Source organism: Kosakonia cowanii JCM 10956 = DSM 18146 (assembly GCF_001975225.1).
Lineage (GTDB): Bacteria > Pseudomonadota > Gammaproteobacteria > Enterobacterales > Enterobacteriaceae > Kosakonia > Kosakonia cowanii.
The window spans coordinates 4,082,128-4,100,687 of record NZ_CP019445.1; the positions used below are offsets into that span (position 1 = coordinate 4,082,128).

Annotated in this window: 21 protein-coding genes; 11 read left to right on the forward strand and 10 right to left on the reverse strand. The window is 54.9% G+C overall.

Annotated features, from left to right (window positions below):
• The gene (gene uvrC, locus BWI95_RS19385; protein WP_076770077.1) at positions 1–1,833 is read right to left on the reverse strand and encodes an excinuclease ABC subunit UvrC; all 1,833 of its coding nucleotides are present in this window, start codon (positions 1,831–1,833) and stop codon (positions 1–3) included.
• Complete coding sequence (uvrY, locus tag BWI95_RS19390; RefSeq protein ID WP_054803248.1) at positions 1,830–2,486, reverse strand: UvrY/SirA/GacA family response regulator transcription factor; 657 nt, start codon at positions 2,484–2,486, stop codon at positions 1,830–1,832. Before uvrY ends, uvrC begins: the two co-directional genes overlap by 4 nt.
• Before the next feature lie 394 nt (positions 2,487–2,880).
• Between uvrY and BWI95_RS24155 the strand changes: the two genes are divergently transcribed.
• Positions 2,881–2,952 (forward strand): hypothetical protein, encoded by a 72-nt coding sequence (locus BWI95_RS24155; RefSeq protein ID WP_419978993.1) that lies wholly within the window; start codon positions 2,881–2,883, stop codon positions 2,950–2,952.
• Positions 2,949–3,173: a DUF2594 family protein gene (locus BWI95_RS19395; protein WP_023480046.1), complete on the forward strand. Its 225-nt coding sequence runs from the start codon at positions 2,949–2,951 to the stop codon at positions 3,171–3,173. The genes BWI95_RS24155 and BWI95_RS19395 overlap by 4 nt, the downstream gene beginning before the upstream one ends.
• A gap of 65 nt (positions 3,174–3,238) precedes the next feature.
• Here the strand turns inward: BWI95_RS19395 and sdiA are convergent, their stop codons facing one another.
• From sdiA to BWI95_RS19430, 7 genes are all read right to left on the reverse strand, one after another.
• A complete protein-coding gene (gene sdiA, locus BWI95_RS19400) occupies positions 3,239–3,961 on the reverse strand; it encodes a transcriptional regulator SdiA (RefSeq protein ID WP_042712095.1) in 723 nt (240 codons plus the stop codon).
• A gap of 269 nt (positions 3,962–4,230) precedes the next feature.
• A complete protein-coding gene (tcyN, locus tag BWI95_RS19405) occupies positions 4,231–4,983 on the reverse strand; it encodes an L-cystine ABC transporter ATP-binding protein TcyN (protein WP_054803247.1) in 753 nt (250 codons plus the stop codon).
• Entirely contained in the window at positions 4,980–5,648 is a 669-nt protein-coding gene (gene tcyL, locus BWI95_RS19410; protein ID WP_076770078.1) for a cystine ABC transporter permease, read from the reverse strand. Before tcyL ends, tcyN begins: the two co-directional genes overlap by 4 nt.
• A 19-nt stretch (positions 5,649–5,667) precedes the next feature.
• Positions 5,668–6,654, reverse strand: coding sequence for a D-cysteine desulfhydrase (gene dcyD / locus BWI95_RS19415; protein ID WP_076770079.1), 987 nt, complete (start codon positions 6,652–6,654; stop codon positions 5,668–5,670).
• Between the two features lie 106 nt (positions 6,655–6,760).
• Positions 6,761–7,561: a cystine ABC transporter substrate-binding protein gene (gene tcyJ / locus BWI95_RS19420; RefSeq protein ID WP_042717715.1), complete on the reverse strand. Its 801-nt coding sequence runs from the start codon at positions 7,559–7,561 to the stop codon at positions 6,761–6,763.
• An 80-nt stretch (positions 7,562–7,641) separates the two neighbouring features.
• Positions 7,642–8,193, reverse strand: coding sequence for a flagella biosynthesis regulatory protein FliZ (gene fliZ / locus BWI95_RS19425; RefSeq protein WP_042717714.1), 552 nt, complete (start codon positions 8,191–8,193; stop codon positions 7,642–7,644).
• 62 nt (positions 8,194–8,255) lie between these two features.
• Complete coding sequence (locus tag BWI95_RS19430) at positions 8,256–8,975, reverse strand: RNA polymerase sigma factor FliA (protein WP_023480141.1); 720 nt, start codon at positions 8,973–8,975, stop codon at positions 8,256–8,258.
• Positions 8,976–9,452: 477 nt separating this feature from the next.
• Between BWI95_RS19430 and BWI95_RS19435 the strand changes: the two genes are divergently transcribed.
• The 9 genes from BWI95_RS19435 to BWI95_RS19475 all read left to right on the forward strand — a co-directional run bounded on the left by BWI95_RS19435 (position 9,453) and on the right by BWI95_RS19475 (position 17,309).
• Positions 9,453–10,100 carry an acetyltransferase gene (locus BWI95_RS19435; protein WP_232374395.1) on the forward strand — a complete coding sequence of 216 codons (648 nt, stop codon included), beginning with the start codon at positions 9,453–9,455 and terminating at the stop codon, positions 10,098–10,100.
• Positions 10,101–10,163: 63 nt separating this feature from the next.
• Positions 10,164–10,406, forward strand: a complete 243-nt coding sequence (locus BWI95_RS19440) for a hypothetical protein (protein ID WP_054803245.1) — start codon at positions 10,164–10,166, stop codon at positions 10,404–10,406.
• Between the two features lie 4 nt (positions 10,407–10,410).
• Complete coding sequence (locus tag BWI95_RS19445; protein WP_054803244.1) at positions 10,411–11,154, forward strand: SDR family NAD(P)-dependent oxidoreductase; 744 nt, start codon at positions 10,411–10,413, stop codon at positions 11,152–11,154.
• Between the two features lie 10 nt (positions 11,155–11,164).
• Positions 11,165–11,908 (forward strand): SDR family NAD(P)-dependent oxidoreductase, encoded by a 744-nt coding sequence (locus BWI95_RS19450; protein WP_054803243.1) that lies wholly within the window; start codon positions 11,165–11,167, stop codon positions 11,906–11,908.
• On the forward strand, positions 11,905–12,723 hold the full coding sequence (locus BWI95_RS19455; protein WP_076770080.1) for a transketolase: 819 nt from the start codon (positions 11,905–11,907) through the stop codon (positions 12,721–12,723). Before BWI95_RS19450 ends, BWI95_RS19455 begins: the two co-directional genes overlap by 4 nt.
• Entirely contained in the window at positions 12,716–13,681 is a 966-nt protein-coding gene (locus BWI95_RS19460) for a transketolase family protein (RefSeq protein WP_076770340.1), read from the forward strand. Before BWI95_RS19455 ends, BWI95_RS19460 begins: the two co-directional genes overlap by 8 nt.
• On the forward strand, positions 13,678–15,060 hold the full coding sequence (locus BWI95_RS19465) for an AMP-binding protein (RefSeq protein ID WP_076770081.1): 1,383 nt from the start codon (positions 13,678–13,680) through the stop codon (positions 15,058–15,060). Before BWI95_RS19460 ends, BWI95_RS19465 begins: the two co-directional genes overlap by 4 nt.
• Positions 15,044–16,129: a LuxE/PaaK family acyltransferase gene (locus BWI95_RS19470; RefSeq protein ID WP_076770082.1), complete on the forward strand. Its 1,086-nt coding sequence runs from the start codon at positions 15,044–15,046 to the stop codon at positions 16,127–16,129. Before BWI95_RS19465 ends, BWI95_RS19470 begins: the two co-directional genes overlap by 17 nt.
• Positions 16,113–17,309, forward strand: a complete 1,197-nt coding sequence (locus tag BWI95_RS19475) for an acyl-CoA reductase (protein WP_076770083.1) — start codon at positions 16,113–16,115, stop codon at positions 17,307–17,309. Before BWI95_RS19470 ends, BWI95_RS19475 begins: the two co-directional genes overlap by 17 nt.
• Before the next feature lie 32 nt (positions 17,310–17,341).
• On the opposite strand, the gene BWI95_RS19480 is transcribed toward BWI95_RS19475, so the two are convergent.
• Positions 17,342–18,481, reverse strand: a complete 1,140-nt coding sequence (locus BWI95_RS19480; RefSeq protein ID WP_076770084.1) for a DegT/DnrJ/EryC1/StrS family aminotransferase — start codon at positions 18,479–18,481, stop codon at positions 17,342–17,344.
• Positions 18,482–18,560: the final 79 nt, after the last annotated feature.

The window sequence follows — 18,560 nt, forward strand, 5'->3', positions numbered from 1 at the left end:
CTAATGTTTCAACGAGTAGAAGATCTTTTCTGCCAGACCTTGCGAGATGCCCGGCACTTTCGCAATTTCCTCAATGCTGGCGTTCTGTAACCCTTGCAGACCGCCCATATACTTCAGCAGCATTTGGCGGCGTTTCGGCCCCACCCCTTCGATGGTTTCGAGCGAGCTGGTGTTCTTCACCTTTGCCCGCTTTTTACGGTGTCCGCTAATAGCGTGATCGTGCGATTCATCGCGAATGTGCTGAATCACGTGCAGCGCGGGTGAATCCGGCGGCAGGCTGAACCCCTCCCCCTCCGGCTCGAAAAAGAGCGTTTCCAGACCGGCTTTACGGTCAGCGCCCTTCGCCACGCCCAACAGCAGCGGCTTATGTTTATCCCACGGCACATCCAGTTCGGCAAACACCGTTTTCGCCTGGCCGAGCTGCCCTTTACCACCGTCAATCAGGATCACATCGGGGATCTTGTCCTCTTCAATGGCTTTACCATAGCGGCGGCGCAGCACTTGGTTCATGGCCGCGTAGTCATCCCCCGGCGTGATACCGGTGATGTTATAGCGACGATACTCGGCGCGCACCGGCCCGTTGGGGTCAAACACCACGCAGGAGGCGACCGTCTGCTCGCCCATAGTATGGCTGATATCAAAGCACTCCATGCGTTTTACCGCAGGCAGATTAAGCACGCTCGCCAGCGCGGCAAGCCGCTGATGGACGGTTGACTGCTGAGAAAGCTTAGTGCTGAGCGCCGTCGCGGCATTGGTGCGCGCCAGCTTCAGATAACGGGCGCGATCGCCACGCGGTTTGGTCTGCACATTGACTTTACGCCCGGCCAGCTCAGAAAGAGAATCGCCAAGCAGGGTTTTATCGGTAAGGTCAAAGTCGAGCAGGATTTCGCCCGGCAGCGTGCGCATCTGGCTACCCTGCAGATAAAACTGGCCGACAAAGGTTTCAACTACTTCGCCAAGCTCGGTGCCGCCCGGCACTTTTGGATAGTAGCTGCGGCTGCCGAGCACCTTGCCCTGGCGAATAAACAGCACATGAACACAGGCCATACCGGCGTCAAATGCCACACCGATAACATCGAGGTCGTCGCCGTTATTGGAAACGAACTGTTTCTCCGTTACGCGCCGTACCGCCTGGATTTGATCGCGCACGCGCGCGGCTTCTTCAAAATCGAGCGCCTGGCTGGCTTTCTCCATTCGCGCGATAAGCTGGGTCAGCACCTGATCGTCTTTGCCAGCGAGGAACAGCCGCACATAGTCGACCTGCTGCGCATACTCCTCTTCGCTAACCAGCCCCTCGACGCACGGGCCAAGACAGCGACCAATCTGGTACTGCAGGCACGGACGGGAGCGGTTGCGATAGACGCTATTTTCGCACTGGCGAACAGGGAAGATTTTTTGCAACAACGCCAGCGTTTCCCGCACCGCGTAGCCGTTCGGGAAGGGGCCGAAATACTCCCCCTTCGCATGCTTCGCGCCGCGATGGGTTGCCAGGCGAGGGTGCGTATCGTTGCTGAGAAAGATAAACGGGTAGGATTTATCGTCCCTGAGCAGCACGTTGTAGCGAGGCTGGTAAAGCTTGATGTAGTTGTGCTCCAGCAGCAGCGCTTCGGTCTCCGTGTGCGTGACGGTCACGTCGATCTGTTGGATCTGCGCGACCAGCGCTTCGGTTTTGCGCGAGGCGAGATTGCTGCGGAAGTAGCTGGAAAGACGTTTTTTCAGGTCTTTTGCTTTACCGACGTAGATAACGGTACCGCCGGTGTCATACATACGATAGACACCGGGCTTACTGGTTACCGTTTTCAGAAAGGCTTTGGAATCAAAAACTTCAGTCACTGACTTATTAACGTCTCCGCATTGCACAAACCATGGCGAATGGCGAGGTGCGTCAGTTCGACGTCACCGTGAATGTTCAGTTTACTGAACATTCGATAGCGATAGCTGTTCACCGTTTTCGGGCTCAGATGCAGTTGCTCTGAGATCTCATTGACCTTCTGGCCCTTTGTGATCATCAGCATAATCTGCAATTCACGTTCCGACAAACTGTCGAACGGTGAATCTGTCTTTTCTGGCTCGATTTGGCTAAGTGCCATCTGTTGTGCAATGTCAGAAGCGATATAGCGTTGGCCTGAGTGAACGCAGCGAATAGCGTTAACCACGTCCTGCGGCGCAGCGCCTTTACTGAGGTAACCCGCAGCGCCAGCCTGCATCACTTTGGCGGGCAAGGGGTTTTCGGTGTGAACGGTAAGCATGATGACTTTTGTGTCGGCACTGCCGCGCGCGATTTTACGCGTCGCTTCAAGGCCGCCGATACCGGGCATATTCATATCCATGAGAACAACATCAACCGCATTGGCACGACACCATTTAATGGCGTCTTCACCGCAGTTGACCTCACCCGTCACTTTTATGCCCTTAATATCTTCGAGAATGCGTCGTATCCCTGCGCGCACCAGTTCATGGTCATCAACAAGTAGTACGTTGATCAAAGGAGTATCTCCGGAAAAGGGATAACGCTGCGAAAACTAATTCGGCATATATTAGCTTTTTTTTAGCCCATAATGAAAGGCAAAAAAACAACGAACGCCAATTTTTGTTCTCGTTTTTGGAAATGAAGTTGTACATAATCTGGAAACTTTTTTCAATATAAAAAACGAAGCGGTAAAATGATAAATTCTTTCTTTTCAGAAAGTTAGCAAAGGACGCAGGATTATGCAGAAGAAATTACCCTAATAGAGTTGTTACAGCAATTAACCGCGCTTAACGCGCGCTAAACATATATTTGATGTGCAACAATATAACAGCCGTAATTTTCAACCAGACCTCAATCAATTACTTTCTATAGCGGTGAAAAAACAACCACTGCTTTTTTTTATAAGCCTTGTGGTATACTTCGCGGCCTTAACAGCAATCGTCGCGAAAGTCCGTGACAATGTAATGAGGAAAATAAATTGAGCACACCTGATTTCACTACCGCCGAAAACGCAAAAGAACTGGCGCAGGAAGTCGCTTGCCTGAAGTCGATGATTACCCTGATGCTGCAAGCGATGGGTCAGGCTGATGCAGGCCGCGTCATTATTAAAATGGAAAGATTAATTGCACAAATGGAAGACGAAGCTAATGCCGACGTATTTTCCAGCACCGTTAAGCAAATTAAACAAGCTTACCGCCAGTAATTACTCGCCGGCTGTCAGGCTCTCTGACAGCCGGAATCACTTTACGACTTCCGTCGCACACTCTATTAAATTATTCCCGTTGCCGCCGCATAGCAGGCAATTTGCGTTTTATTCGGCGCGTTAAATTTCTTCTGCATATTCTTCTGGTGGAAATTGACCGTGTTTTCGGAGATAGAGAGAATCATCGCTATTTCCGCTGAGGTTTTCCCCTCTGCCGTCCACTTCAGAATTTCGCGCTCGCGTTTACTGAATTTCATCTCCGGTGTCATCACCGTATGGTCCGCCAGGCGCGTCAGTGCCAGCAGGCTCAACTGCACCAGCGTCTGCAAACGCATCTCTATTTCATCGTCGGCCATCGTCTTGCCAAACAGGCTGGAACGCGAAACGGACAGAAAGCCGAGCGCATGGTTAGGCAGCATTAAACACTGCGAAACCCCTTTGCGCAGGCCGTGGTCGCGTGCGGCATCCCACAATGTCATCGCATCATGAAACAGTTTGTCATTCCACGGCAAGTGTCCCTGGATGAAGTTTTCAGGCTTCAGCACCGGATCGACAGCGAAGTAATTCTCTGCCTGATAGTGCTCCATCCATCCAGGCGGATATGAGGTTTCCACGCTCAGCTTCGGCCGGGTGAAAGGCACCGGATGCCGCACGCAAAGCGAGTAATAGTCAAACTCCAACAGCTGTGTCTGCTGCTGGATCTCCGTATAAACGTCCTGTGCCACAGTCATTTCCTGAAAACGCGAAATCATTTCACGACGCCAGGTTAAAAAATCTTTTTGCTGCATACCGACCGGTAATACCCCTGCACTTATTAATCATATTTTTGTATACAATAAGCTAACACATAAAACTTAATTATAAATATAAAATATCGGGATAATTGGTAAGGAGTTCACTTTATTGCCGAATTAAAGCACGGCGAGTGGCGGGAAATAAGGCGTAAAAGACAACATTATTTCCCTGGCATAGGTGGGCTAATTGGTTACTTTAATAAAGGCTTTAAGTAAAATCGTCGCGATTCAGCGCCTGGCACTGCTGAATCGCGCGACCTGTTTTACTGGGTGAGGAATTTTTCAAGGAACTGCTGCGTGCGCGCCTGCTTTGGTTCAGCAAACAGCGTTTTCGCCGCACCCTGCTCTACAATGCGCCCCTGATCCATAAAAATCGCCCGGTCCGCGACATCGCGGGCAAAGCTCATCTCATGAGTGACGATCACCATCGTGCGTCGCTCCTGCGCCAGCTGACGAATGGTGTTTAATACTTCGCCCACCAGCTCAGGATCGAGCGCCGAGGTAGGTTCGTCAAAGAGGATCACATCCGGGCGCATCGCCAGCGCGCGGGCTATCGCCACACGCTGCTGCTGACCGCCGGACAGACGGCGCGGATAGCTGTTCTCTTTCCCGCTCAGCCCCACTTTCGCTAACAGTTCACGCGCTCGTGCCAGCGCCTCCTCCTTCGGTTCGCCTTTAACAATCACCGGGCCTTCAATAATATTTTCCAGCACCGTGCGGTGGGGAAAGAGGTTGAAGTTCTGGAACACAAAACCGACATGCTGACGCAGTTCGCGGATGGCACTTTTCTGTTGACCGACAGAGCGGGTGGCGTCGATGGTGATATTCCCGACACGAATAGAGCCGCTCTCAGGATGCTCAAGCAGGTTAATACTGCGCAGCAGCGTGGTTTTCCCCGAGCCGCTCGGGCCGATGATCGCCACCACTTCGCCCTCTTCCACCTGCAGATCAATACCATGCAGCACCGTCTGCCCCTGGAACTTCTTCACCAGGTTTTTTACATCGATTGCGCTCATTTCGGATCCTGCTCCTGCCGGTTAAGCTGGTTTTCAAAGTAGTTCTGCAACGTCGAGAGCACCGTCGCCATCACCCAGTAAATGAGCGATGCCGCCAGATACATGGTGAAGACCTCCAGCGTACGCGAGGTGATAAGCTGCGCCTGGCGAAACAGCTCCGGTACCTGAATGGTTGCCGCCAGCGAGGTGTCTTTCACCAGGCTAATAAAGCTGTTACTGAGCGGTGGCAGCGCCACGCGCGCCGCCTGCGGGAGAATGGCGCGGCGCAGCGTTTGCCATGGCGTCATACCAATACTGGCTGCCGCTTCCCACTGCCCTTTGTCGATCGACGAGATCGCCGCACGCAGCGTTTCTGCCGCGTAGGCCGCCGTATTGAGCGACAAGCCAATCATCGCTGACGGGATCGGGTCGAGTTCGATACCGAACTGCGGCAGACCGTAGTAGATCATAAACAGCTGGGCAATAAGCGGCGTACCGCGAAATACAGAGATATAGAAACGCGCCAGCCAGCGCAGCGGCAGCAGCTTCGACATGCGCATCAGCGCCAGTAAAAAACCGAGCAACAGGCCAAAAAACATGCCGCCGATGCTGAGTTGTAAGGTAAAGACTGCGCCCTTCAGCAGATAGGGGGCGGAGTCGATAACGAGTTGTAGGCTCTCTTGCATTCTGGTTTTTCTGCCTGCGTTAAAGGTGAGGATGGTAGGCAAAGAGCGCCGGTGCGCCGCCCGTATGCACAAACAAAATAGGGCCGTTATCTTTAAACCGCTTCTGCTCAATGCCATCAAGCAGGCCGGCCATCGCTTTGCCGGTATAAACCGGATCGAGCAGGATCCCTTCAAGGCGCGCCAGCAGTTTTACCGCTTCCATCCCTTCATCATTCGGCAACCCGTAGCCTGGCGCGTAGTAGTCATCCCACAGCTGGATATCCGCCTGTGCTTTCAGCTCAAGCTGACGGGCGATCTCCTGTTGCAGCGTCACCACCTTCGGTTTTTGCTCCGCAACGCTGCGCGATACAGTAACGCCAATCAACTCTGCGTCCGGCATCAGCTGTTCCAGCCCCACTGCCAGCCCGGCATGGGTACCGGCGCTGCCGGAGGCGACCACCACCGAGGAGAGACCGAGCACGCCTTCACACTGCTGTGCGATCTCCAGCGCGCTCTCGACGTAGCCCATCGCCCCCAGCGCGTTAGAGCCGCCCACTGGCACAACATAGGGGCGAAAGCCCTGCGCTTCAATGCGCGTGGCCAGCTCGCTCAGTTGAGTTGCGGGGTCGGTAAGCGCGTCGCACATCTCAATCTGCGCGTTAAAGAGATCGAGCAGCAGGCGGTTGCCGTTGGTGAGGTAGTTTTCCGCGCGAGTTCCGGTCGGGTTTTCCAGCAGCGCGACGCAGTGCAGGCCGAGCTTCGCCGCGACCGCCGCCGTCTGGCGCACGTGGTTAGACTGGATTGCGCCGGCGGTGACCAGCGTATCGGCGCCTTCACGCAGCGCATCGGCGGCAAGAAACTCCAGCTTGCGCAGCTTGTTGCCGCCCATTGCCAGCGGCGTCACATCATCGCGTTTGATATAAATGTCGCGTCCAACGTAATCCGATAAGCGCGGCAAATAGTCGAGCGGCGTCGGCGCGCCGATAAACTCAAGGCGAGGAAAACGGGTCAAATTGTGTAATGGCATACAACCTCCTGAAGCCGCAAAGATACGTAATGGTTTTATTATGCACGGAAATATCCTCAGCAATAAAAAAGGCGCTTGATTAAGCGCCTTTTTTAGCAGAGCACGATTACTTCGTTACATCTGCGCCGAACCATTTTTCTGACAGCGCCTTCATGGTGCCATCTTTCTGCATCTCGGCAATGGCCGCATCGATTGCTTTCAGCAGGTCATCGTTGCCTTTGCGCACTGCCACGCCAGACTCCTGACGGGAGAAGGCATCACCGGCGACGGCCAGCGTATCTTTGGTTTTCTTCACCAGATCCAGCGCCGCCAGGCGGTCGACCAGAATGGCGTCAATACGGCCTACGCGCAGATCCTGGTATTTGGTCGGGTCATCATCATAGGTACGAATATCGACGCCCTGCACATTTTTGCGCAGCCACTCTTCGTAGTTGGTGCCAAGACCAACGCCGACTTTCTTACCTTTCAGGTCGGCAGGCGATTTGATGCTGCCTTCATTGCCTTTTTTCACCAGCGCCTGAATACCGGACACGGTGTAGGGCGTTGAGAAGTCATACTTTTTCTTGCGCTCGTCGGAGATGGTGACCTGGTTTATCACCACGTCGATGCGCTTTGAGTCCAGCGAGGCCAGCATGCCGTCCCATTTCGTCGGCTTCAGCGATGCTTTTACACCCAGATGCTGCGCCAGGGCTTCGGCGAACTCCACTTCAAAACCGGTCAGCTTGCCATCATCACCCTGAAAGCTGAACGGCGGATAGGTGCCCTCCAGCCCAACTAATAATGTGCCGCGCTCTTTAACTTTGTTCAGCAGATTTTCTGCGGCAAAGGTTTTGACGCTCATACCGGCCACCAGCGCGACAGCCATAACACCCATTAATGCCTGACGACCCAAAAGTGCTAGTTTCATTCTTCCCCCACTAAGAGATTCGCTATAGCGCGCCGCGTCTGAGCGCTAAGCCCAGCCGCGGCCTGATAACACATTCTTTTTTAATATATATCAGATGTCGCGCCGACAGCGATCTTTTGCGCGCCAGTAAAGCGTTGTTGAGCTTTAAACTGGGCATATTTGCGCAAAGCGATGCGGTAATTGTTGGTGCTGGTCGCAGGTAGCCAAGGTTCGAGGTTCTCATCAAGGAACCCCTCTTCCAGCAGTTGGCGGGAGATATTCAGTTCAGTGAGATGGTTACCAAGGCGGCGAAGACGCACGACATATTCGCGCACCGTACCGTGGCTCATCTCAGTCTGTTCAAAGAGGTATTGTTTAAAGCCGATGATATCGAAGAAGTCGCTCTGCTCTTTGCAGTGCAGATCGCCACAAAAGCGACAGAGTGCCACCCACTCTTTTTGCTCTTGTAGCCACGCGGCTTCATCCAGCAACATGTCCAGTCGCGAAATCGCAATTTTGTTGACGATCTCGCCCCGGCGTACCAGTGTAATGCGGTCGAGTAGTTTGTGGCAGTGAGCACAATGCGTTTGGCTGTGTTTAAAGTCTTTCAGGTAGCGGCTTAATGGCCGTCTTTTCGATTGCTGCACCGTCATGATAACTCCTGGTTGTCAATGCGTTGTTCGGCATTTACCAGGGGCGATGCAGTATCACCGACCTATAACTTACCCAGCTTGGTACGTAAGCGCTTAATGGCCTGGCTATGGAGCTGGCTGACACGCGATTCCCCGACTTCCAGTACGGCGCCAATCTCTTTGAGATTCAGCTCCTCCTGGTAGTACAGCGTCAGGACGAGTTGTTCACGCTCGGGCAGCGACTCAATCGCTTCCATCACCCGGTGGCGTAAATTACTCTCCATTAACTGGAATAACGGGTTTTCCTGTTGATGATCTTCCGTCACCAGCTCGATACTGTCGCCGTGCTCTTCCCGCCATTCGTCATAGGAGAAAAGCTGACTATTGTTCGTATCGAGCAACATCTGACGGTACTCCTCAACAGGAATACCAAGACGCTGCGCCACTTCTGTTTCCGACGCGTTACGTCCCAGCTCTTGCTCTAGTTGCCCCATTGCCTGCGCCACTTCGCGGGCATTACGTCGGACACTGCGTGGCACCCAATCGCGGCTGCGCAACTCGTCCAACATCGCCCCACGAATACGCTGTACTGCGTAAGTGGTAAATGCCGTTCCTTGCAGAGCGTCATAACGATCTACTGCATTCAATAGACCAATGCCGCCCGCCTGTAGCAGGTCGTCCAGTTCCACACTTGCTGGCAAACGCACCTGCAGGCGCAATGCTTCATGACGCACTAGAGGAACATAACGTTGCCACAGCGAGTGTTTATCCATTACACCATCAGCGGTATAGAGTGAATTCACGATAAACGGCCCTGCGTTAATTGAGTTATCGGCGTAATTATCCGTTTCTATAGTTGTTTTAATCGGATGAATAGTGGGTGAAATGGCAGGTTATTTACACCAATAGAGAAAATTCGCGCTTTAAAACCTACAACCTTTCAAGAAAATTCCAATCAATCAAGGGGATAATAGACACAATTTAGCGGATAAAAAAATTTTCGCTTATGGCAAAAACCATTTAGTGCGGCGCCAGTTTTTGTTAGGCAATCAGCCAAAGTCTCTGACTTAAATGAAATTATTCAAAAAATCGCGCTTTTTCACCCAGCCCTATCCGTTGATAAGCGAGGAAAAATGATGGTTATTCCCCCCCTGACTCCCCCCGCCGCTCATTTACATTAAAGCCCTGATCCGGGCTATCCCTTTTTGCGCGCGAGCGAACGCAACAGCGTGACGCGGTTTCGCCAAACTCATCGCCCGGCAATACCGCATCTCGAGGATATGATGAAACTGGCAATCTATGGCGCAGGTGGTCTCGGTAGAGAAGTACTTGAACTGGCGACACACATCAATCATCTGCATCCCCGTTGGGACGGCTTCTGCTTTATTGATGATATGCAGCCTGCGCGCCAGCTTAAAGGCTATGACGTCGTGACGCTGCAAAGTCTGAATCCTGCCGAGTATGAGATTGTCATTGCCGTCGGTGAACCTGCTGCTCGCCGCGTGTTAGCGGATAAAGCACGGGCAGCCGGCTTCCAGCTCCCTGTGCTGGTGCATCCTGCCGCGCATGTCAGTTCTGACGTTACCCTCGAAGAGGGGTGCGTCGTCTGTTGTGGCGTCTTTATTTCATGCGACTGTCGCATTAGCCGCAATGTCCATTTGCAACCTAACGCCAGCCTTGGACACGACTGTTTGATTGGCGACGACGTCGTGATCTCATCCTATGCCAACCTGGCGGGTCACTGCCGGGTCGGCGACGCGACCTTTATTGGCATGAATGCGGTAATCCGTGAAAACACCACTATCGGCCAGCAGGCGATCGTCAGTATGGGTGCCGCCGTGTTTGCTGATATCGCTGACGGCGTTATCGCCATGGGCAACCCGGCAAGAGTCATCCGCGCAAACGACGATAAAAAAGTCTTTCGATGATCCTGGCCGCCGGTATGCCGCGTACAAGACAACTCATTTTTTACACAATTCTGGAGAAACACGATGTCTAACTTAGCTACCTATAACCGCATTTTTACGGAAACTTTTGACGTCAGCGAAGCGATCCTTGCTGACTACAAATATCAGGACACCCCATCCTGGGACTCCGTCGGTCACATGACGATGATCGCCTCGCTGGAGGACGCGTTCGATATCATGATGGATACCGACGACATCATTGAGTTCTCTTCCTGGGCAAAAGGTAAAGAGATCCTGAAGAAATACGACGTCGAACTTCAGGACTAAGACCATGTTGCTGAAAGCGAAAACGGCTGTTATCACCGGTTGCCTGCAGGGTATCGGCAAGGCAACGCTGGAAACCTTCGCCCGGGCGGGAGCCGATGTTTTCGCCTGCTGCCAGACCGAATCGGCGGAGTTTACACACTATTGCGCGCAGCTTAGCGCGCAGCATCAGGTGGAGATTATCCCGGTCTATTTTGATCTCACCGACAACGATGCGGTCAAACAGGCCGCGATGGCGATTCAGAAAGCGAAAAAGCCGGTCGACATTCTGGTGAACATTGCTGGCGCAAACTTTGATGCCAACTTTCAAATGGTGACGCTGGAGCAGTTGCAGAAAACCTTCACCATCAACTTCTTCTCGCAGATCGCTTTCACACAATATATTGCCCGCCTGATGCTGCGCCAGAAGCGAGGCAGCATTATCAATATCTCCAGTATCTCAGCGCTGGATGGCAACCCGGGCCAGCTTGCCTACGCCAGCGTTAAAGCCGCGTGGATAGCCGCGACCAAAACCCTCTCTGCGGAACTTGGCCCGCAGGGCGTGCGGGTCAATGCCGTCGCACCAGGCGTAATAGCTACCGCCATGACCGCCGCGCTCTCTGAAGAGGTAATGGCACGCCAGATGGCGCGTTGCGAATTAAAACGTCCGGGGCTACCTGAAGAGGTTGCTAACACCCTGCTATGGCTCGCCTCCGACGCCTCCAGTTACACCACCGGCCAGATTATCCGCGTTGATGGCGGAATGGGTTGAGGAGTCACCTATGTTGATGCAAGGAAAAACAGTTCTTATTACCGGCTGCCGTCGTGGCATGGGCCGTGCGATGGTCGAGGTTTTTGCCGCCAATGGCGCGAACATCTATGCTCATGCGCGCGAAGCCGATGCGCTCTTTTGTGACGAGATGGCGCAGATTGCCAGCCGCCATGATGTGCAAATCTGGCCGCTGGGCTTCGATATGACTGACTATGATGCGATGAAGCAGGCGGTAAAACGCATTATGGCGGATAAACGCCCGCTGGATGCCGTGGTCAATAACGCGGGTATTACGCTCAACAGTCTCTTCCAGATGACCAGCGAAGCGCAATTGCGCAGCCAGTTTGAAGTCAACTTCTTCTCGGTCTACCTGTTTACGCAATACGTTGCCAAACTGATGACCCGCCACCAGCGCGGCAGCATTATCAATATTGCCTCGACCGCCGGAGAAGACGGCAACCCGGGTAAATCTGCCTACGGTGCCTCAAAAGCGGCACTGATCGCTATGACCAAATCTATCGCCGCTGAATTGGGTGAAAAAGGGATCCGCGCAAACTGCATCGCGCCGGGGATCACTGATACAGAGATGTTATTGACCATGCCTGCGCAGGTGGTCGAGGAGGCGAAAAATAGCGCCGACTTACGCCGTGCCGGCCAACCGGCAGAAATTGCCGAAGCGGCGCTGTTTTTAGCCAGCGATCTCTCAAGCTATATCACGGGCCAGACGATCCGTGTGGATGGTGGTCTCAAATGACGCAAAAAATTCAGGATGCGGCGCGACGCATACGTCGCCGTATCGTTAATGTGGCGCACCACGCGCCGAGCGATGGCGTGCATGTCTCCCCTGCTCTGTCGATGACCGACATCCTGAGTACGCTGTATGGCAGCGTGATGCGTTACGATGCGCAGCAAATTACCAACAAGCAACGGGATGTTTTCATCCTCAGTAAAGGCCACGCGGCGCTGGGGCTGTATGCCACGCTGTGCGAATTCGGCATCATTACCGAGGCGCAGCTCAATGAGTTTGAAATCAACGGTTCGGTGCTGCAGGTTCACCCGACCAAACACCCGGAATATGGCATCGACTTCTCCGGCGGCAGCCTGGCTCAGGGGCTCTCTTTCGCGACCGGGCTGGCGCTCGGACGCCGCCTGAACGGCGAAGCATGGCACACCTATGTGCTGGTCGGCGACGGCGAATGCAACGAGGGGGCTATCTGGGAAGGGGCGTTTATGGCGGCGCACCATAAGATCGATAATTTGACCCTGATCGTTGACCGTAACGGTCTGCAATCCGATGGTTTTACCGCCGAGGTGATGCAGATGGATCTCGAGGCGCTGTGGCGCGCCTGCCACTGGGAAACCATTGTCTGTGATGGCCACGATATTGACGCACTGCAGGCGGCCTTCGCCGCACCGCACAACGGCAAACCGAAAGTAATTATCGCCAACACGGTCAAAGGCAAAGGGGTGTCGTTTATGGAAAACAGTAAAGAGTTTCACCGTAACCGCGTCTCGGCACAGCAGTTGTCTGATGCGCTCGATGCGCTGCGCGGAGGCGAAGATGATTGAGTTTAAACCCGCCACTATCCGCTCGTGGTCGATGCTCGGCTCACGCGGCACGTTCGGTATGACCCTGCTTGAGCTGGCGCACGAGGATCCGCGTATCGTTGCGCTCTCCGGCGATCTCTGTAAATCCTCGGGCCTCGATCGTTTTAGCACGACTTATGCCGATCGCTTCTTTAATACCGGCATCGCTGAACAGAACCTTGTGGGCGTCGCCGCAGGTCTGGCCTCCAGCGGCTTTGTGCCGTTCGCCACCTCGTTTCCTAACTTTCTGACGCTGCGCGCGGCAGAGCAGGTACGCCTTAACCTCGGTTATATGCAGGAGAACGTTAAGCTGGTCGGGCTGGCGTCAGGTCTGGCGACAGGCATGTTTGGTGCCACGCACCACGGTATCGAAGAGCTGGCAATGCTGCGCTCGGTCTCTAACATCGCCATTTTCTCCCCGGCAGATTGTACCGCCACGGTCAAGATGACCCAGGCGGCGCTGGCCTACGATGGACCGGTCTATCTCCGCCTTACTGGCGGTATGCGCGCTCCCATCGTCTATAAAGAAGATTTTGAACTCATTCCGGGCAAAGCGATAACCCTGCGCGAAGGCGACGACATTGCGCTTATCGCCACCGGCAGCATGGTGCATGTTGCCCTCACCTGCGCTGCACAATTGGCTGAACGCGGCATTGCCGCCACGGTAATTGATATGCATACCATCAAGCCGCTGGATGAATCCGCCATCAGCGCGCAACTGGGGAAAAAATTGCTGGTAACGCTGGAAGAGCACAGCGTGATCGGCGGTCTTGGCAGCGCCGTGGCGGAGTGTATTGCCAATCAGGCGCAGCGGCCGCGACAGATGATTGTCGGCATCCCGCAAGGTTATCCGCACGCTGGCGACTACGGCTGGATGCTGGAGCAGAGCGGCCTGACTGCCGGGCAGGTGTGCGCGCGGATTGTGGACGCGCTGCAATGACCCCCTTCTGGCAGACGCAACAACACGATGCTGCGCGGCTGGCGCTGATCGACGATCGCGGGCAGCAGCTCAGCTATGGCGAGCTGACTGCCCGAGTTAATGCGCTGGCCGGTAAGCTTCCCGCGCGCGCGCTGGTTTTTCTCTTTTGCCAGAACCAGGCCGATGCGGTAATCGGCTATCTCGCCTGCCTGCAAGCAGATGCGGTGGCCCTGCTGCTCGACAGCGCCCTTGATGAGTCACTGACGCAACAGTTGATTGATACTTACCGCCCGGCCCTGCTCTGGCAACCGCAGGAGACGGGTTATCATTTGACCGTCACCGGGCTAACGCCCTGGCCGCTGCATGACGATCTGGCGCTGCTGATGTCGACCTCCGGCTCAACCGGCAGCCCGAAGCTGGTGCGCCTGAGTAAACGTAATCTGCAGAGTAACGCCGCCAGCATCGCGCACTATTTAGAGATTGATGCCGATGAGCGCGGGCTGGTAAGCCTGCCGATCAACTATGTCTACGGCTTATCGATCATCAACAGCCATTTACACGCTGGCGCTACTCTCCTCCTGACGGGGCACAGCGTGATGCAGCGCGAACTGTGGAACTTTGTCCGCGAGACGCGCGCCAGCTCCTTCGCCGGGGTGCCCTATACCTGGGAGATGCTGCGTAAGCTGCGTTTTATGCGCATGGATCTGCCGGATCTGCGCACGCTGACCCAGGCCGGGGGCAAACTTTCGCCAGCGTTGCAGCAGGAGTACACCGAGTTTGCCCGCCAGAGCGGGAAGCGTTTTATCGTTATGTATGGTGCCGCAGAAGCGACCTCGCGTATGGCCTGGCTACCGCCGGAAGACGCCGACGCGCGTTACGGCTTTATCGGTAAACCAATTCCGGGCGGCGAGTTTCTGTTGCTGGATGAGACAAACCAACCCATCACCACGCCGGATACGCAGGGTGAACTGATTTATCGCGGCGATAACGTGGCGCTGGGCTACGCCGAGCGTGGCGAAGATTTAGCGCTCGGCGACCAGTTTGCCGGCACGCTGCACACTGGCGATATCGCCACCGTCGATGAAGCAGGCTTCTACCGCATTGTTGGGCGCAAAAAGCGTTTTTTGAAAATATTCGGTAACCGCGTGGGGCTGGATGAGATGGAGGCGCTATTAAAAACCGCCTTCCCGGAAGTCAGCCTCGCCTGCGACGGGCGCGACGATCTGCTCTGTATCTTTCTCACCGATGCCTCACATGCCGCCGCGGTGAAACAGTATGCCGCCCAGTTAAGCCATCTTCATGCCAGCGCGTTTCACACCATTATTCTTGCTGACATTCCCAAAAACCCGGCGGGTAAGACGCTCTATCACAGGCTGAAAGAACATGTCCCTCACCCTTGATGAGATGCTGGCCATCGCACCCTACTCGCTGGCGCGCGAGGAAAAACGCGCGTTGCAGCTGGCGCGGCTGAAAACGCTAACCGCCCATCACTATGCACACTGCGCGCCCTATCGCCAGATGCTGGATGCGCAGGGTATTGCGCCGCAGGCGATTAACGCGCCTGAAGAGATCCCTTTCCTGCCGGTATCGCTGTTCAAAACGTTAACGCTCAAAAGCGTGGCGGATGAAGAGGTGGTGAAAACCATGACCTCTTCCGGCACCACCGGCCAGCAGGTGTCGCGAATTTTCCTCGATAAAACCACTGCGGCAATGCAGCAAAAAACGCTGGTAAAGATCGTCAGCCACTTTACCGGTGCCGGGCGGATGCCGATGCTGATTATCGACTCGCCCGATGTGCTTAAAGATCGCCTGCACTTCTCGGCGCGCGGCGCGGGAATTCTCGGTTTCTCCCTCTTCGGGGCGGATCGCGCATGGGCGCTGGATGAAGGGATGAACCTGAATGTTGCGGCGATCGAGGCGTTCCTGGAAAAACATCGCGGCAAGCGCATCCTGATGTTTGGCTTCACTTTTATGGTCTGGCAGCACTTTTATAAAGCGCTGGCGGCCAGCGGAAAGAGGCTGGCGCTGGATAATGCGCTACTGATTCATGGCGGCGGATGGAAAAAGCTGCAAAACGAAGCGGTCTCACCAGCTGAGTTCGCCCGTCGTTTACAGGCGGTCTGCGGGCTGCCCGCGGTGCATGATTACTACGGCATGGTGGAGCAGACCGGCTCTGTTTCGATGCAGTGCGAAGAGGGCCATCTGCACAGCTCCATTTTCTCGGATGTGATTATCCGTAACGCAGCCGATTTCTCCTGCGCGCCAGTCGGCGAGCGCGGGATTGTTCAGGTGCTCTCCCTGCTTCCGGAGTCCTATCCGGGTCACTCCCTGCTGACAGAAGATGAGGGCGTGTTGCTGGGTGAAGATGACTGCCCCTGCGGGCGCAAAGGGAAGTACTTCCATCTCTTTGGCCGGCTGAAGAAAGCGGAATTACGAGGGTGTAGCGACACGTATGCAGCCACATTTTGACGGTATAACCTTTGCCATTGGCGATGAAGCACAGCTGCGGGCGATGCCTGCGCTGGCTCCGTTTGCTCCTTTTGCCGCGCCGGTGCTGGAGTTTCTGCACACCTTTTCGCGCCTGGCGCTGCAAGACAGCGAAGCGAAGGCGTGGCCAGACGTGGTGAGCCTCGGTTTCTGGTGCCGGCCGGCATCGCTGGCACAGATGCGCGCCAGTAGCGGCGATCTCGCGCAGCGCTTTGGTCGCGGCGTGGCGTTTCATATCGCACCGGGAAATGTCGCGGCGAATTTCGCCTATTCGCTGTTTAGCGGGCTACTAACCGGCAATGCCAATATCGTGCGTTTACCGGGGCGCGATCACCCTCAGGTGAGGCTTATCATCCGCCTGTTATCCGCCGCGCTGGCAGAACACCCATCGCTTGCGCCCTGGATCTGTCTGCTGCGCTATGGGCGGCAACAAGCCATCAATGATGCGCTCTCGGCGCTGTGCGATACGCGGATAATCTGGGGTGGAGATGAAACCATCGCCCAGATCCGTCGCTCGCCGCTGCCGGTGCGCGCACTCGATATTGCCTTTGCCGATCGCTACTCGCTGGCGGCGATTGACGCCGGACGCTACCTGGCGCATGAAAACAAAGCCGCGCTGGCGCAGGCATTCTTTAACGATACCCTGCTCAACGATCAGAATGCCTGCTCCTCCCCTGCGCTGGTGGTGTGGCTGGGGCAAGATGCAGCGCAGGCCCGGACGCTCTTCTGGCAACACTTTCACGACTACGCCGCAGCGCGTTACACACTGGAACCAGTGGCAGCCGTCGATAAGCTGAGCCGTCTGTATCAGCTGGCGGCGAACTATCCCGGCGTAAAAAAAGCCTCTGATGCCAATAACCTGCTGATGCGCGTTGAGCTACCTTCCCTTGCGCCTCAGATGATGGCATTGCGCGGCAACTGCGGTTTCTTTATGGAGTATGGAGCCGCTGAACTCGATGAAATCACCCCAATGTGCGGCGAACGCTGCCAGACACTGGCGCTGTTTGGCGTCGAGTCGGAAAAGGTCAATCAGTGGCTTAGCGCGCGGCGTCCAAAAGGGGTTGATCGTATTGTCCCCTTTGGTCATACCCTCGATTTCACGCTGAACTGGGATGGATACGATCTGGTGGCGATGCTGACCCGGCACGTGGCTTACGCATAAAAAAAGCACTGGTTCGCCAGTGCTTTTTTTTCTCACGCTACGTGGGGGACCATGCGCTTTTTCAGCCCGTGTCGACGAATCACCTCAATAACCCGTAGTTGATCCGCTTCGCTTAAGTCCGGGTAGATGGGCAAGCAGAGTATCTTCTCCGCGATGGCATTGGCAGCCGGTAAATGTTGCGGCGCGGCGGAGGGCAGATGGCGATACATTGAAAATGAGCTAATCAGCGGATAGAAGTAGCGGCGAGAGTATATCCCCTCCTCTTTCAGCGCATCATAAAGCCCGTCGCGCGTAAGCGGGTAGTCGCTCTCCACCAGCACAGGATAGTAGGCGTGGTTCCAGTCGAAACGTCCAGCCGCATCGAACCAGCGAATGCCAGCCACGCCCTGTAAGCCTTCGCAATAGCGTTGATAAATGCTCGCCCGCGAGGCCAGCGCGCCATCAATATGATTGAGCTGAAGCAAGCCAAACGCCGCTTCCATCTCATTCATCTTGGCGTTGATGCCCGGCGCAACCACGCGGGTTTCCCCGGCAAAACCAAAGTTTTTCAGATAGTCGATGCGCTGTTTGGTGCGCTCATCATGGCAAATAATTGCGCCGCCTTCGAAGGTGTTGAAAACCTTGGTCGCATGGAAACTCAGCACCGACAAATCGCCGTGGTTCAGAATGCTGGTCCCCGCCTGGCGGACGCCAAAGGCGTGCGCCGCGTCGTAAATCACTTTCAAGCCATAGATATCGGCGATCTGTTGGATCCTGTCGGTATCGCAGGGAATGCCGTAACAGTGTACCGGCATGATGGCGGTGGTTTGTGGCGTGATCAGCTCTTCGATACGTTCAGGGGAGATATTAAATGTCTGCGGATCGATGTCGGCAAATACCGGCGTCAAATTGTTCCACAGCAGCGTGTGCGACGTCGCCACAAATGAGTAAGGAGTGGTGATCACCTCGCCGGTGATGCGCAATGCCTGTAACGCGGTCAGTAGCGCGAGGGTGCCGTTAGAAAAAAGGCACACATGCTTTACACCAAGGTAGTCGGCTAATGCCTCTTCAAGCTGACGATGAAACGGCCCGCCGTTCGTCAAAATGCGGTTTTGCCAGATCTTCTCCATGTAAGGAATAAATTCTTCCAGAGAGGGTAACAAAGGACTGGTGACGAAAATGTTATCGCCCATGGAGAAGCCTGCCTGATTAAGAGAAGTTTTGCTGATAGTACCCAGCCTGCGGCTATTCGATCGGCAAAACAGCATTCAT

Excerpts from the sequence above, each read along its gene's own strand:
- sdiA (WP_042712095.1), bottom strand. The coding sequence starts at position 3,961 with ATGCAGCAAAAAGATTTTTTAACCTGGCGTCGTGAAATGATTTCGCGT.
- tcyN (WP_054803247.1), bottom strand. The coding sequence starts at position 4,983 with ATGAGCGCAATCGATGTAAAAAACCTGGTGAAGAAGTTCCAGGGGCAG.
- tcyL (WP_076770078.1), bottom strand. The coding sequence starts at position 5,648 with ATGCAAGAGAGCCTACAACTCGTTATCGACTCCGCCCCCTATCTGCTG.
- dcyD (WP_076770079.1), bottom strand. The coding sequence starts at position 6,654 with ATGCCATTACACAATTTGACCCGTTTTCCTCGCCTTGAGTTTATCGGC.
- tcyJ (WP_042717715.1), bottom strand. The coding sequence starts at position 7,561 with ATGAAACTAGCACTTTTGGGTCGTCAGGCATTAATGGGTGTTATGGCT.
- fliZ (WP_042717714.1), bottom strand. The coding sequence starts at position 8,193 with ATGACGGTGCAGCAATCGAAAAGACGGCCATTAAGCCGCTACCTGAAA.
- BWI95_RS19435 (WP_232374395.1), top strand. The coding sequence starts at position 9,453 with ATGATGAAACTGGCAATCTATGGCGCAGGTGGTCTCGGTAGAGAAGTA.
- BWI95_RS19440 (WP_054803245.1), top strand. The coding sequence starts at position 10,164 with ATGTCTAACTTAGCTACCTATAACCGCATTTTTACGGAAACTTTTGAC.
- BWI95_RS19445 (WP_054803244.1), top strand. The coding sequence starts at position 10,411 with ATGTTGCTGAAAGCGAAAACGGCTGTTATCACCGGTTGCCTGCAGGGT.
- BWI95_RS19450 (WP_054803243.1), top strand. The coding sequence starts at position 11,165 with ATGTTGATGCAAGGAAAAACAGTTCTTATTACCGGCTGCCGTCGTGGC.
- BWI95_RS19455 (WP_076770080.1), top strand. The coding sequence starts at position 11,905 with ATGACGCAAAAAATTCAGGATGCGGCGCGACGCATACGTCGCCGTATC.
- BWI95_RS19460 (WP_076770340.1), top strand. The coding sequence starts at position 12,716 with ATGATTGAGTTTAAACCCGCCACTATCCGCTCGTGGTCGATGCTCGGC.
- BWI95_RS19465 (WP_076770081.1), top strand. The coding sequence starts at position 13,678 with ATGACCCCCTTCTGGCAGACGCAACAACACGATGCTGCGCGGCTGGCG.
- BWI95_RS19470 (WP_076770082.1), top strand. The coding sequence starts at position 15,044 with ATGTCCCTCACCCTTGATGAGATGCTGGCCATCGCACCCTACTCGCTG.
- BWI95_RS19475 (WP_076770083.1), top strand. The coding sequence starts at position 16,113 with ATGCAGCCACATTTTGACGGTATAACCTTTGCCATTGGCGATGAAGCA.
- BWI95_RS19480 (WP_076770084.1), bottom strand. The coding sequence starts at position 18,481 with ATGGGCGATAACATTTTCGTCACCAGTCCTTTGTTACCCTCTCTGGAA.